Annotated in this window: 21 protein-coding genes and 1 pseudogene; 15 read left to right on the top strand and 7 right to left on the bottom strand. The window is 39.2% G+C overall.

Translation table 11 applies throughout. The annotated features are described in order from the left end of the window. Positions 1 to 21 precede the first annotated feature (21 nt). From AC1Z3S_RS06970 to rsxC, 3 genes are read right to left on the bottom strand one after another with little or no spacing between them, the layout of a single operon-like run. The gene (locus AC1Z3S_RS06970) at positions 22 to 603 is read right to left on the bottom strand and encodes a hypothetical protein (RefSeq protein ID WP_461739748.1); all 582 of its coding nucleotides are present in this window, start codon (positions 601 to 603) and stop codon (positions 22 to 24) included. A gap of 12 nt (positions 604 to 615) precedes the next feature. Next, entirely contained in the window at positions 616 to 1,680 is a 1,065-nt protein-coding gene (locus tag AC1Z3S_RS06965) for an RnfABCDGE type electron transport complex subunit D (protein WP_461739747.1), read from the bottom strand. Beyond that, positions 1,673 to 3,028: an electron transport complex subunit RsxC gene (gene rsxC / locus AC1Z3S_RS06960; RefSeq protein ID WP_461739746.1), complete on the bottom strand. Its 1,356-nt coding sequence runs from the start codon at positions 3,026 to 3,028 to the stop codon at positions 1,673 to 1,675. The genes AC1Z3S_RS06965 and rsxC overlap by 8 nt, the downstream gene beginning before the upstream one ends. Positions 3,029 to 3,682: 654 nt before the next feature. Between rsxC and AC1Z3S_RS06955 the strand changes: the two genes are divergently transcribed. Continuing rightward, entirely contained in the window at positions 3,683 to 4,387 is a 705-nt protein-coding gene (locus tag AC1Z3S_RS06955; protein ID WP_461739745.1) for a C39 family peptidase, read from the top strand. 223 nt (positions 4,388 to 4,610) lie between these two features. Further along, positions 4,611 to 4,991: a GNAT family N-acetyltransferase gene (locus tag AC1Z3S_RS06950; RefSeq protein WP_461739744.1), complete on the top strand. Its 381-nt coding sequence runs from the start codon at positions 4,611 to 4,613 to the stop codon at positions 4,989 to 4,991. 157 nt (positions 4,992 to 5,148) lie between these two features. On the opposite strand, the gene AC1Z3S_RS06945 is transcribed toward AC1Z3S_RS06950, so the two are convergent. Next, a complete protein-coding gene (locus AC1Z3S_RS06945; protein WP_461739743.1) occupies positions 5,149 to 5,682 on the bottom strand; it encodes a GNAT family N-acetyltransferase in 534 nt (177 codons plus the stop codon). Between the two features lie 619 nt (positions 5,683 to 6,301). On the opposite strand from AC1Z3S_RS06945, the gene AC1Z3S_RS06940 reads away from it, so the two are divergent. Continuing rightward, the gene (locus tag AC1Z3S_RS06940) at positions 6,302 to 7,111 is read left to right on the top strand and encodes an SDR family NAD(P)-dependent oxidoreductase (protein WP_461739742.1); all 810 of its coding nucleotides are present in this window, start codon (positions 6,302 to 6,304) and stop codon (positions 7,109 to 7,111) included. A 192-nt stretch (positions 7,112 to 7,303) separates the two neighbouring features. On the opposite strand, the gene AC1Z3S_RS06935 is transcribed toward AC1Z3S_RS06940, so the two are convergent. Then, a complete protein-coding gene (locus AC1Z3S_RS06935) occupies positions 7,304 to 8,161 on the bottom strand; it encodes a DegV family protein (protein ID WP_461739741.1) in 858 nt (285 codons plus the stop codon). Further along, on the bottom strand, positions 8,148 to 8,711 hold the full coding sequence (locus AC1Z3S_RS06930; protein ID WP_461737540.1) for a DUF1836 domain-containing protein: 564 nt from the start codon (positions 8,709 to 8,711) through the stop codon (positions 8,148 to 8,150). Before AC1Z3S_RS06930 ends, AC1Z3S_RS06935 begins: the two co-directional genes overlap by 14 nt. A 362-nt stretch (positions 8,712 to 9,073) precedes the next feature. Between AC1Z3S_RS06930 and AC1Z3S_RS06925 the strand changes: the two genes are divergently transcribed. Further along, entirely contained in the window at positions 9,074 to 9,913 is an 840-nt protein-coding gene (locus tag AC1Z3S_RS06925) for an SDR family oxidoreductase (RefSeq protein WP_461739740.1), read from the top strand. Between the two features lie 275 nt (positions 9,914 to 10,188). Then, positions 10,189 to 10,560, top strand: coding sequence for a nuclear transport factor 2 family protein (locus AC1Z3S_RS06920; protein WP_461739739.1), 372 nt, complete (start codon positions 10,189 to 10,191; stop codon positions 10,558 to 10,560). An 84-nt stretch (positions 10,561 to 10,644) separates the two neighbouring features. Here the strand turns inward: AC1Z3S_RS06920 and AC1Z3S_RS06915 are convergent. After that, positions 10,645 to 11,262 (bottom strand): annotated as a pseudogene (locus AC1Z3S_RS06915) (NAD(P)H-binding protein); the annotation flags it as partial. Between the two features lie 535 nt (positions 11,263 to 11,797). Here AC1Z3S_RS06915 and AC1Z3S_RS06910 point away from each other — a divergent pair. From AC1Z3S_RS06910 to dprA, 10 genes are all read left to right on the top strand, one after another. Further along, positions 11,798 to 12,691, top strand: coding sequence for a LysR family transcriptional regulator (locus AC1Z3S_RS06910; protein ID WP_461739738.1), 894 nt, complete (start codon positions 11,798 to 11,800; stop codon positions 12,689 to 12,691). A gap of 161 nt (positions 12,692 to 12,852) precedes the next feature. Continuing rightward, complete coding sequence (locus tag AC1Z3S_RS06905; RefSeq protein WP_461739737.1) at positions 12,853 to 13,602, top strand: carboxymuconolactone decarboxylase family protein; 750 nt, start codon at positions 12,853 to 12,855, stop codon at positions 13,600 to 13,602. A gap of 54 nt (positions 13,603 to 13,656) precedes the next feature. Then, entirely contained in the window at positions 13,657 to 14,034 is a 378-nt protein-coding gene (locus AC1Z3S_RS06900) for a MerR family transcriptional regulator (protein WP_461739736.1), read from the top strand. Positions 14,035 to 14,052: 18 nt separating this feature from the next. Next, a complete protein-coding gene (locus AC1Z3S_RS06895; RefSeq protein ID WP_461739735.1) occupies positions 14,053 to 14,886 on the top strand; it encodes an SDR family oxidoreductase in 834 nt (277 codons plus the stop codon). Positions 14,887 to 15,000: 114 nt separating this feature from the next. Continuing rightward, the gene (locus AC1Z3S_RS06890; protein ID WP_461739734.1) at positions 15,001 to 15,708 is read left to right on the top strand and encodes a flavodoxin; all 708 of its coding nucleotides are present in this window, start codon (positions 15,001 to 15,003) and stop codon (positions 15,706 to 15,708) included. A 54-nt stretch (positions 15,709 to 15,762) separates the two neighbouring features. Beyond that, complete coding sequence (locus AC1Z3S_RS06885; protein ID WP_461739733.1) at positions 15,763 to 16,401, top strand: NAD(P)H-binding protein; 639 nt, start codon at positions 15,763 to 15,765, stop codon at positions 16,399 to 16,401. 88 nt (positions 16,402 to 16,489) lie between these two features. Further along, a complete protein-coding gene (locus AC1Z3S_RS06880; protein WP_461739732.1) occupies positions 16,490 to 17,524 on the top strand; it encodes a zinc-binding dehydrogenase in 1,035 nt (344 codons plus the stop codon). A 447-nt stretch (positions 17,525 to 17,971) separates the two neighbouring features. Beyond that, positions 17,972 to 18,841 (top strand): ribosome biogenesis GTPase YlqF, encoded by an 870-nt coding sequence (ylqF, locus tag AC1Z3S_RS06875; protein WP_461739731.1) that lies wholly within the window; start codon positions 17,972 to 17,974, stop codon positions 18,839 to 18,841. Further along, complete coding sequence (locus tag AC1Z3S_RS06870) at positions 18,834 to 19,604, top strand: ribonuclease HII (RefSeq protein WP_461739730.1); 771 nt, start codon at positions 18,834 to 18,836, stop codon at positions 19,602 to 19,604. Before ylqF ends, AC1Z3S_RS06870 begins: the two co-directional genes overlap by 8 nt. Before the next feature lie 60 nt (positions 19,605 to 19,664). Further along, positions 19,665 to 20,525 (top strand): DNA-processing protein DprA, encoded by an 861-nt coding sequence (dprA, locus tag AC1Z3S_RS06865; protein WP_461739729.1) that lies wholly within the window; start codon positions 19,665 to 19,667, stop codon positions 20,523 to 20,525. The last annotated feature ends 48 nt before the right edge of the window (positions 20,526 to 20,573 follow it).

The following is a 20,573-nucleotide window of genomic DNA, read 5'->3' as shown; positions in this document are numbered from 1 at the left end:
AGCGACGCAATTTTTTTAGCTTTAAAATAAATAACCGAAAAAGATGCCATTGAAGAAAGAAAAGCTCAAATAGAATAGAAAAAGCGTAGTAATTGCTAGTGGCAGTCCTTTAATAAATGCTGGGATGTCGGCCATCGCCATCCGGTCTAAAGCACCGCTGTATGCGATGCTGAAAATAAAATACATCCCGCCATAGACAACCACCTGCAAAAGAAACTCGTTAAAAGAACCAGCTGCATTTGCAGGGAAAACTGCTAGACTTAGTAAAAAGACGACACTAAGCATCATTTTTTTCAAGCTGCTGGTCAGCAATTTTTTATTTTTAGGAGCAAAAAGAGTTATACCACTAAAAATTAGAGCTAAAATGCCTGCCAGAACTCTTGGAATGACTTCTTCAGTTCCGGGAATTCGGATGTTTTGGTACATCCAAATAAAACTGATGCCAGCTACGACAAAAGCTAAATAATTTAAAAAAGCAGAATAGAAGACCCGGGCAATCGGACTGGGTCCTTTTGCGGGGACAGTGGTTTGCTGGTATTTTTCTGCAGTGTAGCAGGTCAATAGAATACAAAGAAAAAATACTAATCGACTTCCTAAAGCCATCTCAGGACCTCCTTATTTATTGAGTTTGATATTCAAGAATTTATTTCCCGGCTCACCTAGCACACGATTTCGTAATAGGTAATCAATTAGCGGCGTCAGACAGTTCATAATTAAAATACTGTAGCTGACTCCTTCGTTGGTTAAACCATAAAAACGGAAAATCATCACGAGCATCCCACAGGCGGCAGCAAAAAGACATTCTCCTGCTCTTGTCGAAGGGGTGGAGGAATAATCAGTCGCCATAAAAACGGCGCCGAACATCGCACCGCCACCAATCACATGACCAATCACCACCGAATAGTCTGCTGAAAAAAGACTATTTCCACCAAAGATAAACGCCAATAGCCCAATGGTGCCTAACATCGTTAATGGAATCCGCAGATGGATAATTTTTTGCCACAGTAAAATTGCGGCACCAATTAAAATTAAAATACTACTGGTTTCTCCTAAACGTCCGCCAATATTTCCTACAAAGGCATCTAATAATTGCTGATTACTCAAAAGGCCGCCTTCTTTTAAAATGGCTAAGGGAGTGGCCGAGGTGACAATATCTGGTGAAATTCGATCAAAGGGCGGATTAGGCCAGCTGATTTTAAACATTTCCGTGAAAAACAAGGCGACGAGTAAAGCTCGGCCCCCTAAAGCCGGATTAATAAAATTAAAACCGATGCCGCCAAAAAATTCTTTGACAATTATTACCGCAAACGCTGTACCGATTACCGGAAAATACCACGGGGCTGATGGTGGTAGATTCATCGTCAGCAACATAGCCGTGACGACAACGCTTAAATCCCATGTCAATGTCCGATTGCGCAGCTTGAACCAAAGAATTTCGCAAAGCTGACCTGTTGCAATGGCAAGGAAAAATAAACCCCAGACCCGGAAACCAAAATAATAACCAGCACCAATAAAACTTGGAACAAGAGCGATAATGACCCAGAGCATAATTTTTCTAGTTGTCTGGTCCCCCCGCAGATGAGGGGAGGCTTCGACAACTGTGTCTTGTACCTGGGCAAATTCTTGAGCACTTTTACTGGGAATATATTCATACTCTTTTGTTGACTCTTGATTAGGCACTTTCCTTCGCCTCCTCAATTAATTTTTTAATGTCACCAGCGGCAGCCGTAATATTACGAGCCAAATCCCGGCGAGCAGGGCACACATAAGAACAAGCCCCACAATTAATACAGGCATCGGCCTTTAAATCCTGACAGCGTTTAGAATTTCCTTGGCGGTAAAATAAATCAATATTTTGCGGCTCTAAGCGCATCGGACATACCTCCGAGCATAAATTGCAGCGGATGCAAGGACTTTCTTCAAAGGCTTCGTTGCTCTTTTTCCCGATAATAATTAGGCCATTGCTAGACTTTGTTAAAGGAACATCCAAAGTAGCTAGAGCTTTCCCCATCATCGGGCCGCCCATCAGAATTTTTTCCGGCAGGCCGTCAAAGCCACCACAAAAATCAATGATATCACCGGCTAAAGTGCCAATCGGAAAAATGACCGTTTGCTTTTGTCGCACATCTCCAGAAATTGTACAGTAGCGGCTGATTAATGGCTGTTTGTTTTCAACTGCGGAAGCAACAGCCGCTGAAGTTGAAACATTCATTAAATAAGCGCCAGCTTCTACCGGTAGCCCGCCGTCGATTGCCACTTCGATTTGCAACAAGCTTTCCAATAATTGTTTTTCTCCACCTTGAGGATAATTGGTAGGCACAGGAACAATTTGTACATCAGCAAATCCTGCTGCGCTTTTTTGCATCGTTGCAATCGCTTTTGGCTTATCAGTTTCAATGGCGATTAAAATTTCCTCTGCTGCAAAAATTTTTTGAGCAATTTTTGCACCGGTGATGATTTTTTGACTTTCTTGTTCCATCAGCAGAGCGTCTGCTTCTAAAAATGGTTCACACTCAGCTCCGTTTAAAACAATACTTTTGACTGTGATATCATCATCCACCGTTAATTTGACGTGGGTGGGGAAGGTTGCGCCTCCCATGCCAACAATTCCAGCATCAGAAACTCGTTGAATTAATTCCTCTTTTGTTAAGGCCTGATAATTATCTTTTTTATTGAAGCTAACTTCAGGGGCATTTTTATCCCTTTGTATCACGACAGTTGGCACTTGATTGCCTGAAGCATCCGGCCAGTCAACAATTTTTTTGACGGTTCCCGAAATACTAGCATGGATAGTTGCACCGACAAATCCGCCGGCCTGCCCAATAACATCCCCTTGTTTGACTACGTCCCCTTTTTCGACGACTGCTTCACTTGGTGCACCGATTTGCTGTTGCAAAGGAATATACACGCGATCAGGCTGGAAATAAATTGACTTTTCCTGCTGAACATTCCATCTTTCCTTTAAGGCCTTGGTGGAAGGGCTGAAGATAATCCCACCGGTAAACTTTCCAGATGCAGTCCGTTTCATAGTTTTCCCCCTTAGAGTTTTTAAAGACAACAAAAAACTTGTCATTTTAATGATAGCATAGGCCCCTTTACCGGTAAAACAATAGCTTGTTTTTCAACTACTTAATCAAAATAAAATTCAGAAATGTGATGTAAAAAACGCTGTTTTTGTAGGAAGTTCTTTAAATGGAAAGCGCTGAATGCTCAGAATAACTTAAACAAGCTTGCTGATTTTGCATCTTTTTATCTGTTTCGTTGTCTTTGAGCTTTTTTCAGCAACAAAAAAGCTTTTTCAATCCACGACAGTCTTTTCAATTCATTAATCTGTTCTTTTTATCAAATCTTGACTGCTATCTAAAGAAACGTAAAGTCAGACTTTAGCCGGTGGTAATAAAGCTTAAAAATCGTTATCATGTAAAATAACTATGAACACTAGATAATTCCTGCCATAAAATTGTCAGAAATAAAAGGGATTTTAGGCAGAAAGAAGAGACGAAAAACGAATTCAGTTTTTCCTTAGATAGTTTAAGCTGAGACTAAGGATGATATTTAACAGTCTTACCCAAGCGAGAATCAATTTCGCTAGGCTAGAATACTTTTTAAGGATTTTTTAATCCACTTGGCTTAAGACTATAAAAAATACCCAGCAAAGCTGGTAGTCTGAAAAGGAGATAAAATGAGTAAACGGAGAAATCCTCGACGCAAAAATAAATCAGCGCAGTTGCTGTTAGCCGGATTGTTATTATTATTAGGCTTTACTTGGTTTTTAACGAAGGCCCCTTTTGAGAATCTAACTATTTTTCAAGCCTCCATCAGTCAAACAGCTTTTGCCAAAGAAGCTAACCAAAAGCTCCAAGCCGAAAATGAGCAGCAGGTTGCCCCGTTAATTTTGCAAACTGATGAGCAGTGGGCTGAAACTGAATATGGGTTCAGCGATGACCCTCTCAGTGAAAATACGTTGGCCACGAATGGTTGTGGGATTGCTTCGTTGGCAATGGTCTTGTCCTATTGGCAGAATCAAGAGATTTCTCCTTTAGAGATTTTAAACTGGGCCCAAAATAATTATTATGTGGCGGACGCCGGCACCTCATGGCAAATTTTCGCTGACTTTGCGGCTGCCTATCAGCTACAATATGTCGATTTAGGTGATGATATCTATGCTGCACAAACTTATTTAGAACAAGGAATACCAGTTGTTGCATCTGTAACGGCAGGTGAGTTCACTCAAGGTGGGCACATTTTAGTTTTAAGAGATTGGCAGACAGAGGGTATTGCCGTCAACGATCCTAATGACGATCCAAGTAAAAATCATCTTGAAAAACGCTATTCAGCGGAAGAAATTGCTGGCCAAGCAATTCATTATTGGACCTTTACCCGCTAAAAATGTGGAGAGCTTTGTGGATGTTTAAAGCTCTCCATGTTTTTGTTTTTACCTAAACTTTTACTTGATAATATTTTGCAGATGGCGAGATTTTTTTTTATTGTTTGATACAGGACAAAAAATGCTCTGATTTACAATTCTTTTCGGTATAATAATTGAAAGAGATGGAGTTACAGCTTTCTTTTTAATAAAAATTAGCTGTTTCATTTATTAGGAGGGCAACATGAAAATTAGAAGGTATCAGGAAACGGATATCCAAGAGCTTTTTGCTTTGATGACTAGAGAAGGGGAAGAATGGACTTATAATTCTGAAGCTTTAGCAGAAAAATACGAACTTTGCATGAGCCGCTCAATTGCTTTTGTGGCGGAAATCGAAGACCAAATCAATGGCTATATCCGCTGTAAAAATGACGATGGCTTTGGAATTTATGTTTTAGATTTATTGGTGGATCAACGCTTTCGTGGGCGTCAAATTGGTCGTCAGCTGATTGAGCAAGTCCAACAACTGCATCCAAGCGAGCCGCTGTACATCACCAGCGATGCCGATGGCTATTACCAAAAACAGGGCTATCAAGTTGTTGGTACCATCTTTGAAGTAAGCTAAATTCTATTGCAAAAAATTTTCGCAGGTAGTTTTGCTTTGAGGTTTTACAAAAACTAATGATAAAAAAAGTTAAGCTACTAAATGAAGCGGGCTCTCAAGGATAGACTAAAATCTAATTTTGAGAGCTCGCTTCATTAATAGAGCTTAACTTATTTTTTTACCAATATTCTGGTTGATCCAAGATTTTATTTGTGGCGACTTGTCCGGCAAATTTTTTCAAATCAAGCGGCTTTAAAGCTTGCACCATCCAGGCATCCTCTAAACCAGCTTGGATTGGAAACGGCGGTTGCAACCCATAGGCCATGGCCGGCTGAAAGCCATGACGAGGATAGTACTCAATATGACCTAAAACAAAAACAATATCGACAGCTTTCTCCTGTAAAATCTTCAAGCCAGATCGAATCAGTTCGCCGCCAATTCCTTGACGCTGATGACTAGGAATAACGGCTAAGGGGGCTAAGACCATCGCTGAAATTTTATCTTCAAAACTTTGAATGCGGGCTTTGGTGAATACAATATGTCCCACCGGCAAATCATCTTGATAGGCTAAAAGGGATAATGCTTCTGTTGTGGGTTCCTTTAACAGTTTTTCTGTGAGGTCAGCTTCAGCCGGTTCATTAAAAGCTCGATATTCTACATCGTAAATTGTTTGAAAATCTTTTTCTGTCGTTTCACGGATTAATAGGGACATCTTGTCACTCCTCGTTGATAAATTTATTTTTTGTTAATTAATTTTTACAGTCTGTCAATAATTTCATGAGACAATATTGGGTTACTTAACACTTATGAAATTCGCAAAAGTTGATAGGTGCTATCACTAACATTATACAGTATTCAGAAGAATAGTTTTCTTGAAATTAAAATTCAACAAGCAATCTAAAGATAAAGCTTGTTGAAAAGATGATTCCATTTGCTCACTTCCAGTAATTAATGGGTGTGAATAAAAAATTCGCTTTACCGCTTCTCATTTCTCTATTGTTATTAACGAATCAACAGGTAAATCAAGCTAGTACAGGTGGGGTGGATTTTTAAAAAATTTATCTTAAAGCTGATTAGAGCAAGTTTTGCCGGGTTTTTAAAACGCACAGCATTTGCTGAGTCTCAGAAAATAAATAAAATTTTGAAACAATACCGATTCACAAATGCTATTTTTGTCTAAGCTGTCAATAATTTTTAAGTAGAAAAAAATTTGCCTTGCTACTGATCATATATCCGCTGACTTTGTGAAATTTTCCAAAGTTACCTCTTGTCAGCACCAATTAAACAGGTTAGGATTAGATAAGAAAGCGCTCTAAGAAAGGGTGAGGTAAATGAGCTTCAAAGAAAAATACGGTACTTGGGCTTTTGTTGCTGGCGGCTCTGAAGGTATGGGAGGAGCATTTTGCGATCGTTTGGCTAAAGAGGGTATGAATGTTGTGGTGACCGGCAGACACGCAGAAAAAATTGCGAATAAACAAAAAAAATTGGAAGCAGATTTTGGTGTTGCCACAAGGGGACTAACAATTGATTTTGGCGATGATGAAATTTTATCACAGGTTAAAGCGGCGACCGATGATTTAGAAATCGGCTTTCTCGTTTACAATGTTGGCCTAGCTAGTATGGCACTTTTTACTGAGCGGGATATCGACTTTGAATTGTACCGCTTGAATGCAAATACCAAAAGTATGCTGACTTTGAGCCTACATTTTTCAAAACAAATGAAAAAGCGGGGCAAAGGCGGGATTATTTTACTTTCTTCTAGCGGCGGCGTGGTCGGCAGTCCTTATATCCAAACCTATTCGGCAACTAAAGCCTATGCCTTCACGCTGGCAGAAGCATTATGGGGTGAGCTGTCAGATTTTGGAATCGATGTGCTGGCGATTTTACCGGGAAATACGATTGGTCAAAACTTTGCAGAGGTTGCCCCGGGTACGCCTGGTTTTCAAACTGGGGCAGAGGTTGTGGAGGAAGCTTTTCAGGCTTTTGGAGTTGATCCGACTGTTATCTGCGGGGAATATACACGCCAGGAGGTTGGCGATAACTTTAATATTCCTAGACGCAAGGAGCAGATTTTAAAATTTAAGGCGGCCATGCAGGCTCTGCAGAAAGATTTTGGTACCGGTAACGACACCAAAGGCTAATGTAATATCGAGAATCTCAATTTTCAATTGTTGAAACAAAATAAAAACTTGTGCCATCATCATGAATGAGGCAATTTCCAAATGTTAATTTTTGGTAATTGTCTCAGAGAGGGCACAAGTTTTTTGTTATCCAAATTTTTAAAATAAAAGCGGATGCTTTCACCAGCTCTATTTTAAGCTAGCTAACTGTCATTAATCCAACAGTTGAACGCCAACGCCTAGCAAGCCAGGGCCAGTGTGAACCACTAGGGCCGGTGAAATCTGCCCAAAATAAATTTTATTGGCAGTTGGAAAAACCTGCTGCAGCTGTTGTTGCATCATTTCGGCATCTTCAAGGGCATCGCCATGGGCCACAGCCAAGTTAAATCGCTGATGATTGCCGATAAATTTTTTAACCAGCTCAACAGTTTTTTCCAGACTTTTTTTGCGGCCACGGGTTTTGGCCACGGTGTGGTAAACGCCATTTTCATTACAAGAAATAATTGGCGCCAATTTTAAAGCATTGCCTAAAATGGAAGCGACTAAGCCAATACGACCACCCTTTTGCAAATATTCCAGCGTGGCAACATTAAAGAAGACTTTATCTTTTTCAATTTGCTGATCAATTTTTTCTAAAAGAGTGCTCCATGAATAGTCTTCATTGAGCCATTGATCAGCTAAAATCGCTAAAAAGCCAGCGCCAATCCCGATATTTTTTGTATCAATCATCGTTATATCAAGACCTTCATATTGTTCACCTAATAATCTAACGGCATTGTAGGTGCCGCTCAAGCCGCTGGAAATAGTAATCGCTAGAACTTTTTTATAGCCCTGTGCTTTTATCTCATCAAAAATTGCTTGGATGGTTTCACCATCTGGTAAAGAGGTTTTAGGTATTTCAATTGGCAGCCGCTGATAAATTTCTTCAGCGGAGATATCCACTTTGTCGGTGTACTCACCATCTTGGTAAATAATTTTTAACGGGATGGTAAAAAAATGCTCCTGTTGGCTAATTTCGGTAGGGACATCGGTGCCAGAATCGACTAAAATGGCTGTTTTATGTTTGTTCATCACTATTTTCCTCAACTTTCATACGTTCATCTTCTAAGCGAATTGCTTCTTCTGCTAACAATTTTGCCGCAAAAGCAAAGGCCGCTGATTTAACCGCCAAATAATAAGGGGAGTTGACCTCGCTAAAAATCCCTTCGCTGGCTTTTCCCTGAGCCTGCAGCGCAACAATCTGCAAAGCCTTTTCCTGCTCTTCGCAGAAAATATTATAAGCATTGCGAATGCCATCATGCTGACCTTGAAACAAAATCCCTGCGCGAATTTCTGGAATCGTTAAGACTTGCTTCAATAAGGTAATTGCAATTAAAAATGCCAGATGACGTCGACTGTATCGTTTTTTTTCAGGTGCAGGAATCAACTGCAACTTGACATAATTATTGACCATCGCCTTGGTTAATAAAGGCGGTTTATCCTTCGAGATAAATTTTTTGAAATAATTATCTACAAGGTGTAGCACTTGATCCATATATAAATCTAGGTCAGGCAGCTCATCCCAACGGGGCAGATGAACCTCAGCCAGTTCTTCTCCCCAAATTTTTAATTTATCTTCCATTAGAACTCCTCCATAATTTCTAAAACATGATAACAAAATTATCGCAACTATACAATATAGTTTTTGAAACTATATAGAAAATTTGAGAATTGGATAAAAACCACGATTTTTATTTTTGAAGCTTTTGTTAGTTCTCTAAAAAAACAACATAAAAGTTAAACAAATAGAAAATCTGTTTTTATCAATGCTAAAAAGTTTAGTTTTTCCTGTGCTAAGGGATTAGTTCTAATGGCAGCAAATGTCGAATAAGTTTTGCATTAGTAAAACTTATTCATGAGATTAGTAATTGAAATTGTTTCAAATTTTAAAAAGTCTAAAATAAGTATCAGAAAGAACATAAAAAAACTTTGGAGGAATTTGAAATGAGTAAAACAAAAGACGTTGTTGTATTAACTGGAGCGGGTTTAATTGGCGTTGCGATTGCACGTCGGATAAGTAATGGTAAACATTTAGTTGTGGCGGATTTATCATTGGAAAATGCCCAACGTGTAGCAACCGATTTATTTAATGCTGGCTTTGAAACAAGTGCGGTGCAAGTAAATATTTCATCAAGAGAATCGATTCAAGCCCTTGTCAAAACAGCACAAAGTTATGGAAAGATTACTGGCTTTATTAATGGTGCCGGCGTTTCACCATCACAAGCACCGATTGAAGCTATTTTGAAAGTTGACTTATATGGAACGGCAGTATTATTAGAAGAATTTGGCAAAGTCATCGCTGAAGGCGGCAGTGGGGTGGTGATTTCATCACAATCTGGTCACCGTTTAGGAACTTTATCTGAAGACGAAAGTCAATTATTGGCGACAACTACAACAGAAGAATTATTGAATCTAGAAATGTTACAACCTGAAAATGTGAAAGATACCTTGCATGCTTATCAATTGTCTAAACGTTGTAACGTTTTGCGGGTAATGTCTGAAGCTGTAAAATGGGGCAAACGTGGAGCACGAGTTAATTCAGTTAGCCCCGGAATTATTATCACCCCCCTTGCAAACGATGAATTGAACGGTCCACGTGGAGAAGGTTACCGCCGCATGATTGATGGCTCACCCGTTGGCAGAGCGGGTACGGCTGATGAAGTGGCGAATGTTGCCGAATTATTAATGTCTGATAAAGGTTCATTCATTTCTGGAAGTGATTTTCTAATGGATGCAGGCGTGACGGCTTCTTATTGGTATGGTGACTTGGCACCTGAAAAATAATGAAGGATAAATTGAAAATTCAATCTTTTTTCTAATTAGCGCCCAGTGAAAAGGTTTAAGAGTCTTGGGTTAATGATTTGATTAATTGATGCCTTCAGCCAGAAGCTGTAACGAATATAAAAGGTATCAAGCAGAAGCAAAATCAATTGCTTCTGTTTTTTATTAATTCAATTCTTTAACTTTTATTCACGCCCTTCTTTCACAATAACCAAAACGCTAGTGTAAAAAATAGAAAAGAGTCTACATGATGAAAATTTTTTTAGGAGAGGAATACCATGAAAAATTCAGAAGAGGTAGTTATTTTAGAGGCTTACCGAAACCATCACAGATGGATGGTTGCTGCCGATATTGAAAAGTTAAACCAGAGTTTAGCACCAAACTTTTTCCTACGCCATATGTCAGGTTTAAAACAGGAAAAGACAGTCTGGTTAAAAGAAATTGCAAGTGGAGGTATGAATTACATAGCTAGCCATGAAGATGATGCTGAGATAAAAATTCAGGGAGATAAGGCTGAGCTAATTGGTCGTAATCGAGTAGAAGCCATCATCCACGGAAGTCATGGAACTTGGCCTTTGCAATTAAAGATGTCTCTTGAGAAAATCAATGATCGATGGATTATTCTACAAGCTGTTGCTAGTATGTATTGATATTTAGGCAGAAATAAAGGTAAAGCAAAAATCCAGTTATCTGAATTTTAGATGACTGGTTTTTTTTAGATAAAGTTTTTAATATTATTCAGGTCGATTAATGCCCACGCTTTCTTTTACATAAAGAGTGTCACTATCAGCAATCTTCACAACTAAATCCGCAATACTTTTACGAGACACATCATGTCCACCAAAAGGTTCTCCTTTAAGTGTTACTTGATAATTTGTGTCATTGGAGCTGTCAAACCAACCAGGACGAACAACTGTATAATCCAATCCTGAATTTTCAATCACATCTGCTGCATCACGATAGGTTCTTAAAGTTGGATTGCTACTCAAATTGCCAGAGGCACCGACTGAAGCAGGGATTTCATTATAAATTCCCATAGAAGAGATAAAAATAATTTTTTTTACTCCAACACGTTTCATAGAGGCGACAATTGCTTCGGCCATTTTTTTCAGATTGCCACTGAGGCTAGCGAAAACGACATCTTGATTTTCCATAGCAGCATCTAAATCTTTGTTAGTCAGCACGCTACCTGAAACTACTTTTTCTCTTTCAGAATTAATTCCACTGATACGGTGGGCATTTCTAGAAAACAATGTTAACTGATCATCTGTTTCATCTAAAAAAGTTTGCCTTGTTACTCGACCAATTGAACCAGTTGCACCGATAATTAATACTTTTTCATTCTTTATTCCTTCTTTCTTTCTTGAATTGAACTTAGCGTATCAGTTGGAGTGCGCTCCAAGTCAAGAGGAAACTATAAATAAATAATTCGTTGATTACTTAGCAGGGAGGGTGTTTCTAACGGATTTTTTTAAACCGAGTTTATAGTGAATCGACAGGATGCTAAAACACTGGCGGGTATATTGAAAGCTTATATATGGCTAAATTAAAATAAAGAGTACCGTAGCTTTGTCAATTTTCTCAATAGAATGAAGGGGCTCGCTCGTGGCAAAATTATTAATACGTTTAAGCTAGTTTGGGATGTTGACTCTTTACCGCTAATTATCTATTCGTCACGAGCAATCGAATCAAAAGGTGCTTTTATTTATTAAAAAAATAGAGATGCTAGGTTTTGCTAACCTGATGATTGGCATCAGAAGAGAAAATTAATAGTATAAAATAATCTAAGGTTCAGAAAGTTAACGTGTTTGAGCTTTTTTAGCTTTCCTTGCCTATTAACGGAATTTCTGCTTTACTTAATTTATCGAAAATAGAAGTGGTGAGGAAATGCTTTTTAAACAGATGAACTATTTTGTAACTGTTGTCGAAAAAAATAGTTTCACAGAAGCTGCAGAAGAGTTGTTTGTCTCGCAGTCGGCGATTTCACAACAAATACAAGCTTTAGAAGAGGAGTTAGGGGTTGAGTTGTTGCAGCGACAACATCGGAAATTTACAGTGACGCCTGCCGGAGATTATTTCTATCGGGAAGCCAAACGAGTGTTGGCAGATATTGATCAAGTAGTTTCCGAGACCAAAAGAATCGGCGAAAATGATGAAGCGCAATTGAATTTGGGGTATTTACGGGTTTACAGTGGTCAAGAGCTGCATCAAGCGATTGCTGAATTTTCGGAAACCTATCCAGAGGTGTCCATTAATATTGTCAATGGTACCCATGAAGAATTATATCAAGAGCTGCGTCAGAATACAGTGGACGTAGTTTTAAGCGACCAAAGACGAGCTTTTTCAGAAGACTATGTCAATTATGAACTAATTAAACCAGAAGTATATATTGAAATTTCTGCTAGAAACTCACTTAGTAAAAAAAGTGAAATTGATATTGAAGAATTGAACACCACACCTTGCATTTTGATTGCTAGTAAAGATCAACAAGCCTTTGAAGAAGATTTTTATCGAAACACATTAGGTTTTAATGGTACCTTTCTTTTCGCGGAAAGTTTAGAGGAAGCTAGAATGATGGTGATTGGCAATCGCGGATTTTTACCTGTTGAAGCTGCTGGAACACTACCAAGTCCGGCAATTTCAGTGAATCGCTTGCCACTAGTTAAAAATGGGAAAGCGTTAGTCCGAAATTATTGTGCCTTTTGGAAAAAAGAACGGACAAATTATTATATGGAAGAATTTGCCAGCTTGTTGCACAAGTTGTTTGAATTAGAAAAGTAAATTGCATTTTGAATATAAATTACGGCCTGTGGGGAAAAACTCGCAGGTTTTTTTGCATAAGTAAAACTTATCCATGAGATAAGAAAGACAAATTGTTCCATTATTGTTTGGCATCTATACTAATCCATGTAGAGAACAACAAATGAAATGAGGAAAATAAAATGAATTTAACCCCAAATGCTCAAGAATTTCACGAAAAAATGTTTCCTGGCTATGTCTCGGACTTTCTAAGAACCGATCCGGAATTTATTGAACGCTTTGATAATTTCGCTTTTGATGAGGTTATTGAAGAAGTGGATTTAGAAGATAAAACACGATTTATAGCAATTTTGGCGACATTATTGGGTTCCCAAAGTATTGATGAGTTTAAAGCAATGGTGCCTGCTGCTCTGAACTTTGGTGTCACGCCAATTGAAATTAAAGAAATTGTCTATCAAAGCGTCGCTTATTTAGGAATTGGCCGAGTGTTTCCATTCCTAAAAGCTACCAATGAAATTATTGAATCACTTGGTATTCCGCTACCCCTTGAAGGACAAGCAACTACCACAACCGAAAATCGCTTAGTCAAAGGTGGCGAAACATTGGTGGCTATCGTTGGCCCGCAAATGGAAAGTTTTGCGACCAGCGGCCCAGAGGAATCGCGACATATCAATAAATGGTTGACGGATAATTGTTTTGGTGATTACTACACCAGAAATGGATTGACCCATCAAGAGCGAGAAATGATTACCTTTTGTTTTCTTTTAGCTCAGGGTGGTTGTGAACCACAACTGACTTTCCATTCAAAAACCAATATGCGAATTGGCAATGACAAGAAATTTCTAATTAAGATCATTTCACAGGTTCTACCATTTATCGGGTATCCCAGAAGTTTAAATGCATTGGCTTGTGTCAATGCCAATGCAAAATAAATTTGAGTTTAAACAATTCTTACTACAACCAACATCCTTAAAGGAGCGATTTCAATGAATATTAAAGAAGCCAGCTTAACACTACAGTTAACACCTGACACTATCCGTTATTATGAAAAAATTGGTTTGGTGCCACCCCTCTCCCGCAACGAAAATGGTGTTCGCAACTTCACTCCTGATGATTTATGTTGGTTGCGCTTTGCCAAAGAAATGCGAGACAGCGGGCTATCGATTGATGCCAGTACTCGTTATATCAAGTTGTATGATGATGGTGGCGATGCAACTCTCAATGAACGAAAAGCAATCTTGGCGGAACAACAGGCAAGTTTACAAGAAAAAATTAACGAAATGCAAGCGTCGATGACAGCTATTGCTTTTCGAATGGCAAATATTGAAGCATTAGAAGGCGAAACTGAAGCAGTTTATGCTTAAAAAATGGAGGAAAAACACATGTCAAAAACTTATTTAATTACCGGTGTCAGCAGTGGTTTTGGGTATGAAATGACCAAACAATTATTAGCTAAAGGGGAAACAGTCATAGGCACTGTCCGCAATGATAAAAATGTCCATCATTTAATCAAAGAATATCCGGATACTTTTTTTAGAAAATATTTGGATGTGACCGATCAAAGGGCGATTCAAGAATTAATTGAAAAAATTTATGCCCATGACATACAAATAGATGTCCTGATTAACAATGCTGGTTACGGATTATTTGGTGCCGCAGAAGAATTGAGTGATGAAGAAGTCAATCATATTATTGCGACGAATTTAACGGGCTCCATTCAAATGATTCGTGCAGTCTTACCCCATATGAGAAAACAAGGTCACGGTCGGATTATTCAAATGTCGACTTATGGTGGTCAAGTGGCTTTTGCTGGAAATTCCATGTATCACGCAACGAAATGGGGCATTGAAGGATTTGTCGAATCGGTTGCTCAAGAAGTTGCGCCGTTTAATATTGGCATGACAATTGTTGAACCTGGCGGGGCTCGCACAGAATTCCGCTACGGTTCTGCTCAAGTTGCCAAATTAATGCCAGAATATAATGGTAATCCCACCCATGCCTTTTTATCAATGTTAGATCCAGCGAATGGCTTAGCTCCTGGAGATCCCAAAAAAATGGCAGAAAAAATTATCGCAAGTGTTGAGATTGAACCAGCACCACTACGAATGGTTTTAGGGAGCATTGCGTTAACCGCCACAATTGATACACTTGAAAAACGTTTAGCAGATTTTAAAACTCAAATAGATTTAGCCGGGTCAACAGATATTGTCGAGTAAAAATAATCGTTAAAAAGATATTACAAAATTCGAGCTTGTTTCAAAAAAATTAAGCAGATTTGGTGTGATAACTAGCAAATTTAATAATTAGACTAGAGGAGAATCGAGAATCAGATGAGAAAAATTTTTGGACTAATGGGTGGTGTTTTTTTGTTAGGCACTCTAAGTGGATGCTCTTCAGATGGTGGGGCTTCCAGAGGTACAATGTCTAACTCAAGTAACACACAAGTGGCTGAGTCGCAAAATAGTAGCCAGCAAAGTACTGAAGCTTCTAGCAGGAATCAGCCGACTCCAGCCACAGATGAAACGATTCTCGTAGCCTTCTTTTCCCGAGCTGGTGAAAATTATAACGTCGGGTATGTTGAGAGAGGTAATACCGAACTATTGGCTGAAATGATTCATGATCAAGTTGGTGGAGACTTATTTCAGATTGAAACGGTGGAAACCTATCCCGAAAGTTACGATTCGATGACGGAGATTGCCCAAGAGGAGCGGACTGCTAACGCACGCCCTAAACTTGCGACAACCATTGAAAATCCTGAACAGTATGATGTAATTTATCTGGGGTATCCCATTTGGTGGGCGGATATGCCGATGGCCATGTATACCTTTTTAGAAACCTATGATTTTTCTGGAAAAACGATCATTCCATTTTCTACCAATGAAGGTAGTAACTTGGCCAGTACCATTTCCAGCATTCAAACAGCACAACCGGATGCGACTGTTTTAGAGGGTTTTACTATTCGTGGTCAAATGGCTCAGGAGGAACAGGATGAAGCGAGCAATCGGGTCAACGATTGGTTAGAAAACATTTCGTATTAAAAAGATTTCATTGAAAAAATTTAAATTATCAAAGGAAAATGGAGGCTAACGTCTATGAAACTATTAATTTTAGGTGCAGCAGGTCAAATTTCTAAAATCTTTACTACAAGATTACTTCAAGAGACAACTGATGATTTAGTCTTATATGCGCGTCAGGCAGAAAGGTGCATTAAGAATGTTGATCCAAGTAGAGTAACAATTGTTTCAGGGGATTTTAACAATCAAGAACAACTGGAAGCCGCTATGAACGGGGTAGATGTTGTTTATCTGAATGATATGAATTCACCGAAAGCAACGGGAACAATTGTCGCAGCTATGAAAAAGCAAAATGTACCTTGGATAATTGGCGCCACAATTCTAGGGATTTATGATGAAGTAATTGGTGAATTTGGCAAATGGAATGCCCGCATGGTTGGAGCAGAAGGTACACGTCGGCATAAAGAAGCGGCAGAAATTATCGAAAATTCTGGTTTGAATTATTCTCTGTTGCGTTTAACCTGGTTATATAACGAACCTGGAAATGTGCAGTACGCCATTAGTCAAAAGGGTGAGCCTTTCATTGGAGCGGAAGTCTCTAGAGAAGCGGTGACGCAATTAGTAATGGATATTCTAGAAGATTTAGACACGTATAAAAATACTAGTTTAGGAGTCAGTGAACCTGATACAGATTTTCCTAAACCATCATTTTATTAAAAATAAAATGAGTGGAATAAAGCCTATTACACTAAAATAAAACTTGAATAACAGATTTTATACTAAAAATGAATGGAGAGAACCAATTATGAAAGCAACAATTTTTGTAGAACCAGGAAAAATGGAAATTCAAGATATTGAAAAACCAGAAATTAATGGGCCAGACCAAGCAATCATTCGTGTCGTGAGAGCCAGTGTTTGTGGCTCTGATTTATGGTGGTACCGCGGGATCTCTGATAAAGAAAAAGGGAGTACAGCAGGACATGAAGCCATCGGTGTTGTCGAAGAAGTCAGTGAAGATGTTACAAACGTTAAAGTTGGCGATTTTGTAATTGTACCATTTACACATGGATGCGGTCATTGTGCGGCTTGTCTTGCAGGTTTTGATGGTGATTGCCTGACTCATTCAGCTGGCTCAAGCAGTTTCCAAGCCGAATATATTCGCTATGTCAGTGCTAACTGGGCACTAGTAAAAATCCCTGGTCAACCTGAGGATTATTCCGATGACATGTTAAAATCTTTCCAAACTTTAGCAGATGTAATGGCGACTGGTTTCCATGCAGCCAAAACTGCGGAAGTCAAGGAAGGCGACACCGTGGTGGTGATGGGTGATGGTGCTGTTGGTCTCTGTGGTGTTATTGGAGCAAAATTATTAGGCGCCAAAAGAATTATCGCCATGAGCCGGCATGAAGATCGTCAACAATTAGCTGTCGAATTTGGAGCAACTGATATTGTCGCTGAACGTGGTGAAGATGCGGTCAACAAAATCATGGAATTAACTGAAGCTGGTGCCGATGCTGTCCTAGAATGTGTTGGCACGAAAGAATCCATCGAAACTGCCGTGAAAGTTGGTCGTCCTGGAGCAGTTGTAGGCCGGGTAGGGGTGCCTCATATTGATGAGTTAGATACAAACGCACTCTTCTGGCGTAATATTGGCTTGCGAGGCGGTGTTGCGGCAGTAACAACTCATGATAGAGCTATTTTATTGGAGGCCGTTTCACAAGGTGAAATTAATCCCGGTAAAGTATTCAACAAACAATTTGTTTTAGACGATGTGCAAGCTGCTTATGCTGCGATGGATGAACGAATTGCGATAAAATCTTTGTTGGTGATGGATAATTAAAGTCAAATTGTGACTTTCTTTTTAAATATAAACGCAAAATAAGCGATTATCAAAAATACCTGTCAAAATTAATTTTGATAGGTGTTTTTTGCTTGGGCAGCTCTTCAGGGTAGCGAATCATTAATAGGTGACAAATAGAATGGGGCAAAAAACCAAGAATTTTATCAATACAATTCACATAAGATTTTGGAAAATATTAAAAAATAGCAGCTCGATAATGCTATTTATTGTGCTACAATGGGGCGTATTAAAGGAAATGAAAGTGGAAATGAAATGAATTTTCGCTTAAAATAATGAGTGGATTAAAAATAGTAAGCAATTGAAATTGTAGAAAGCATGAAGGCAGCTTTTTCGAGAAATCTTCATTGCAAAATAATGCTGCATGGCGAAATGGATGGAAGCTTTTATAACATATAAAAGCTTATAAAACAAGGAGAAAAATCAATAATGAGTAATGAAGTAACAATACAATGGTTTCCCGGCCACATGGCCAAAGCGCGGCGGGAAGTCTCTGAAAAATTAAAATATGTAGATATTGTCTTTGAGCTGGTGGATGCTCGGCTACCTTTGTCTTCAAGAAATCCGATGTTGGATCAAATTATTCAGCAAAAACCTCGGTTAGTCTTGTTAAATAAAGCGGATTTAGCTGACCCTAAACAGACTCAGCTGTGGGTTCAGTATTTTAAAAATCAAGGGGCTAAAGCTTTAGCAATTAATGCTCAGGATAATCAAGGGACGAAAAAAATTATTCCGACTGCTAAAGAAGCCTTGGCTGAAAAAATTGCTAGAGATAAAGCACGGGGACTAAAGCCGCGGGCGATTCGAGCGATGGTCATCGGTATTCCAAATGTTGGCAAGTCCACTCTGATGAATCGTTTAGTTGGTAAAAAAATCGCTGTGACAGGGAATAAGCCTGGGGTCACGAAGGGTCAGCAATGGTTGCGGATGGGTACTGATTTAGAATTATTAGATACACCGGGAATTTTATGGCCGAAGTTTGAAGATGCTGAGATTGGCAAAAAATTGGCCTTAACAGGAGCCATCAAAGACCAATTGATTCATCTGGATGATATGGCCCTTTATGGCTTAGAATTTTTTAGCCGATTTTATCCGGAACGTTTGCAGGAACGTTATAATTTTTCAGAAGAAGAAATCTTTTTGGCACCAGTTGAACAGCTCATGCTGATTACCAAAAAAAGAGGCTTTCGTGATGATTTTGAACGGGGTAGTGAGATGATTGTCCATGAGATTCGCGGGGGCAAATTAGGCGGCTACACGTTAGATCGTTACGAAGAATTTGGTGAAGCAAATGACTGAGAAGCCAACCTCAATTGCAGAAATAAAAAAACAATTAGGCGAGATTTCTGATGTAAATGACAATCGTATCCAGCTGTGGCAAAATGATTCCCGCAAAGGCGTCCAAACAGCCCTTAACCAATGGCAAAATCGCTTGGCAAAAGAAGCGCAGCTTATTGAAAATTATCAAAAAATGCAGGAGTTTGAAAAGCAGGCTTACCTCAAGGGCTACCAGTATATTGCTGGGATTGATGAGGTCGGTCGTGGTCCTTTAGCTGGCCCGGTGGTGAGTGCGGCAGTCATTTTAAAACCAGATGCCAATTTAATTGGCATTAATGATTCCAAACAGCTTTCCCAGCAAAAGAGAGCAGCACTTTTATTAGAAATAAAAAAACAAGCTGTCGCAATCGGTGTCGGTATCATTGAAGCGGAGGTAATTGATCAGGTCAATATTTATGAAGCGACGAAGCTGGCGATGCAGGCGGCAATTGATCAGTTAGAACCGCAGCCTGATTTTTTACTAATCGATGCCATGAAACTTGCCAATAATCTTCCCCAAGAAAATTTGATTAAAGGGGATGCCCGCTCGATTTCGATTGCAGCGGCAAGTATTGTTGCCAAGGAAACACGGGATCAAATGATGCAGGAGTTTGCGGAAGTTTACCCCGGCTACGGCTTTGAAAAAAATGCCGGCTACGGCACGAAAGAACACTTGGCTGGTTTAGAAAAATTCGGTATCACAGCAATCCATCGCCGCAGTTTTGCGCCTATTAAGGATATGTAAGATGAAAGAATCTTTTTTCTGCGAATACTATTGAAAGTATTTCAGAAAAGAGGTTTTTTTATGTTAAATGAATTAAAAAAATTAGTGTTACGATTGGTTTATTGCAGAGGAATTGGTAATCTTGGTCGGCTTAAAGTCCTGCGTTTTTGTCTAGCGAATGAGACGACTCAGTTGAGTTTGTATGAGATTCAGCGGATTGCTCGGATTGAGAAGTATCGTTTGGATTTTTATGATTCTTGGCCCAAAGCACAAATTATGGCGGAAAAGAATCAGCGACCTTTTTTTACAATTTTGGATGAAAAGTATCCTTTATTTTTGCAGGAAATTTATAATCCGCCGAGCTTGCTTTTTTATCAGGGTAATTTGGATTTTTTGAAAACATCAGCTCTTGCAATAGTCGGTACGCGGGATGCTTCTGAACAGGCTGGCAAAGTTGTTCAGCAGGTATTGCCGGAATTGATTGAACATAATTTTACAATTGTCAGCGGCTTAGCTAAAGGTGTCGATAGTCTAGCTCATAAACTAACGGTAACAAAACAGGGGCGAACGATTGCGGTCGTCGGCTGCGGCTTGGATCGAACCTATCCCAAGGAAAATTATTATTTGCAAAAGAAATTAGCAGAGGAACATCTGATTTTATCTGAATACCCTGATGGCACTCAGCCGCTACGCTATCATTTTCCAATGCGTAATCGAATTATCGCCGGATTGACTGTGGGGACCTGCGTTGTCGAAGCAAGACAACGCAGCGGTTCACTGATTACAGCACAAATGGCGTTAGACTTTGGTCGGGAAGTCTTCGCATTTCCGGGAGCCTGTGATAATCCTCGGGCCACCGGCTGTCTGCAGCTAATTCAGGAAGGGGCAAAATGTGTGATTTCGACTCAAGATATTTTGGATGAGCTAACGCCATACTTGTAAAAAAAATCTCAAAAATAGTTAAAAAAAGAAGCTGTATTTTTCTTCAGC

It is taken from the genome of Enterococcus sp. LJL90 (genome assembly GCF_056924355.1).
This window is presented reverse-complemented; position numbering and strand designations above follow the sequence as displayed.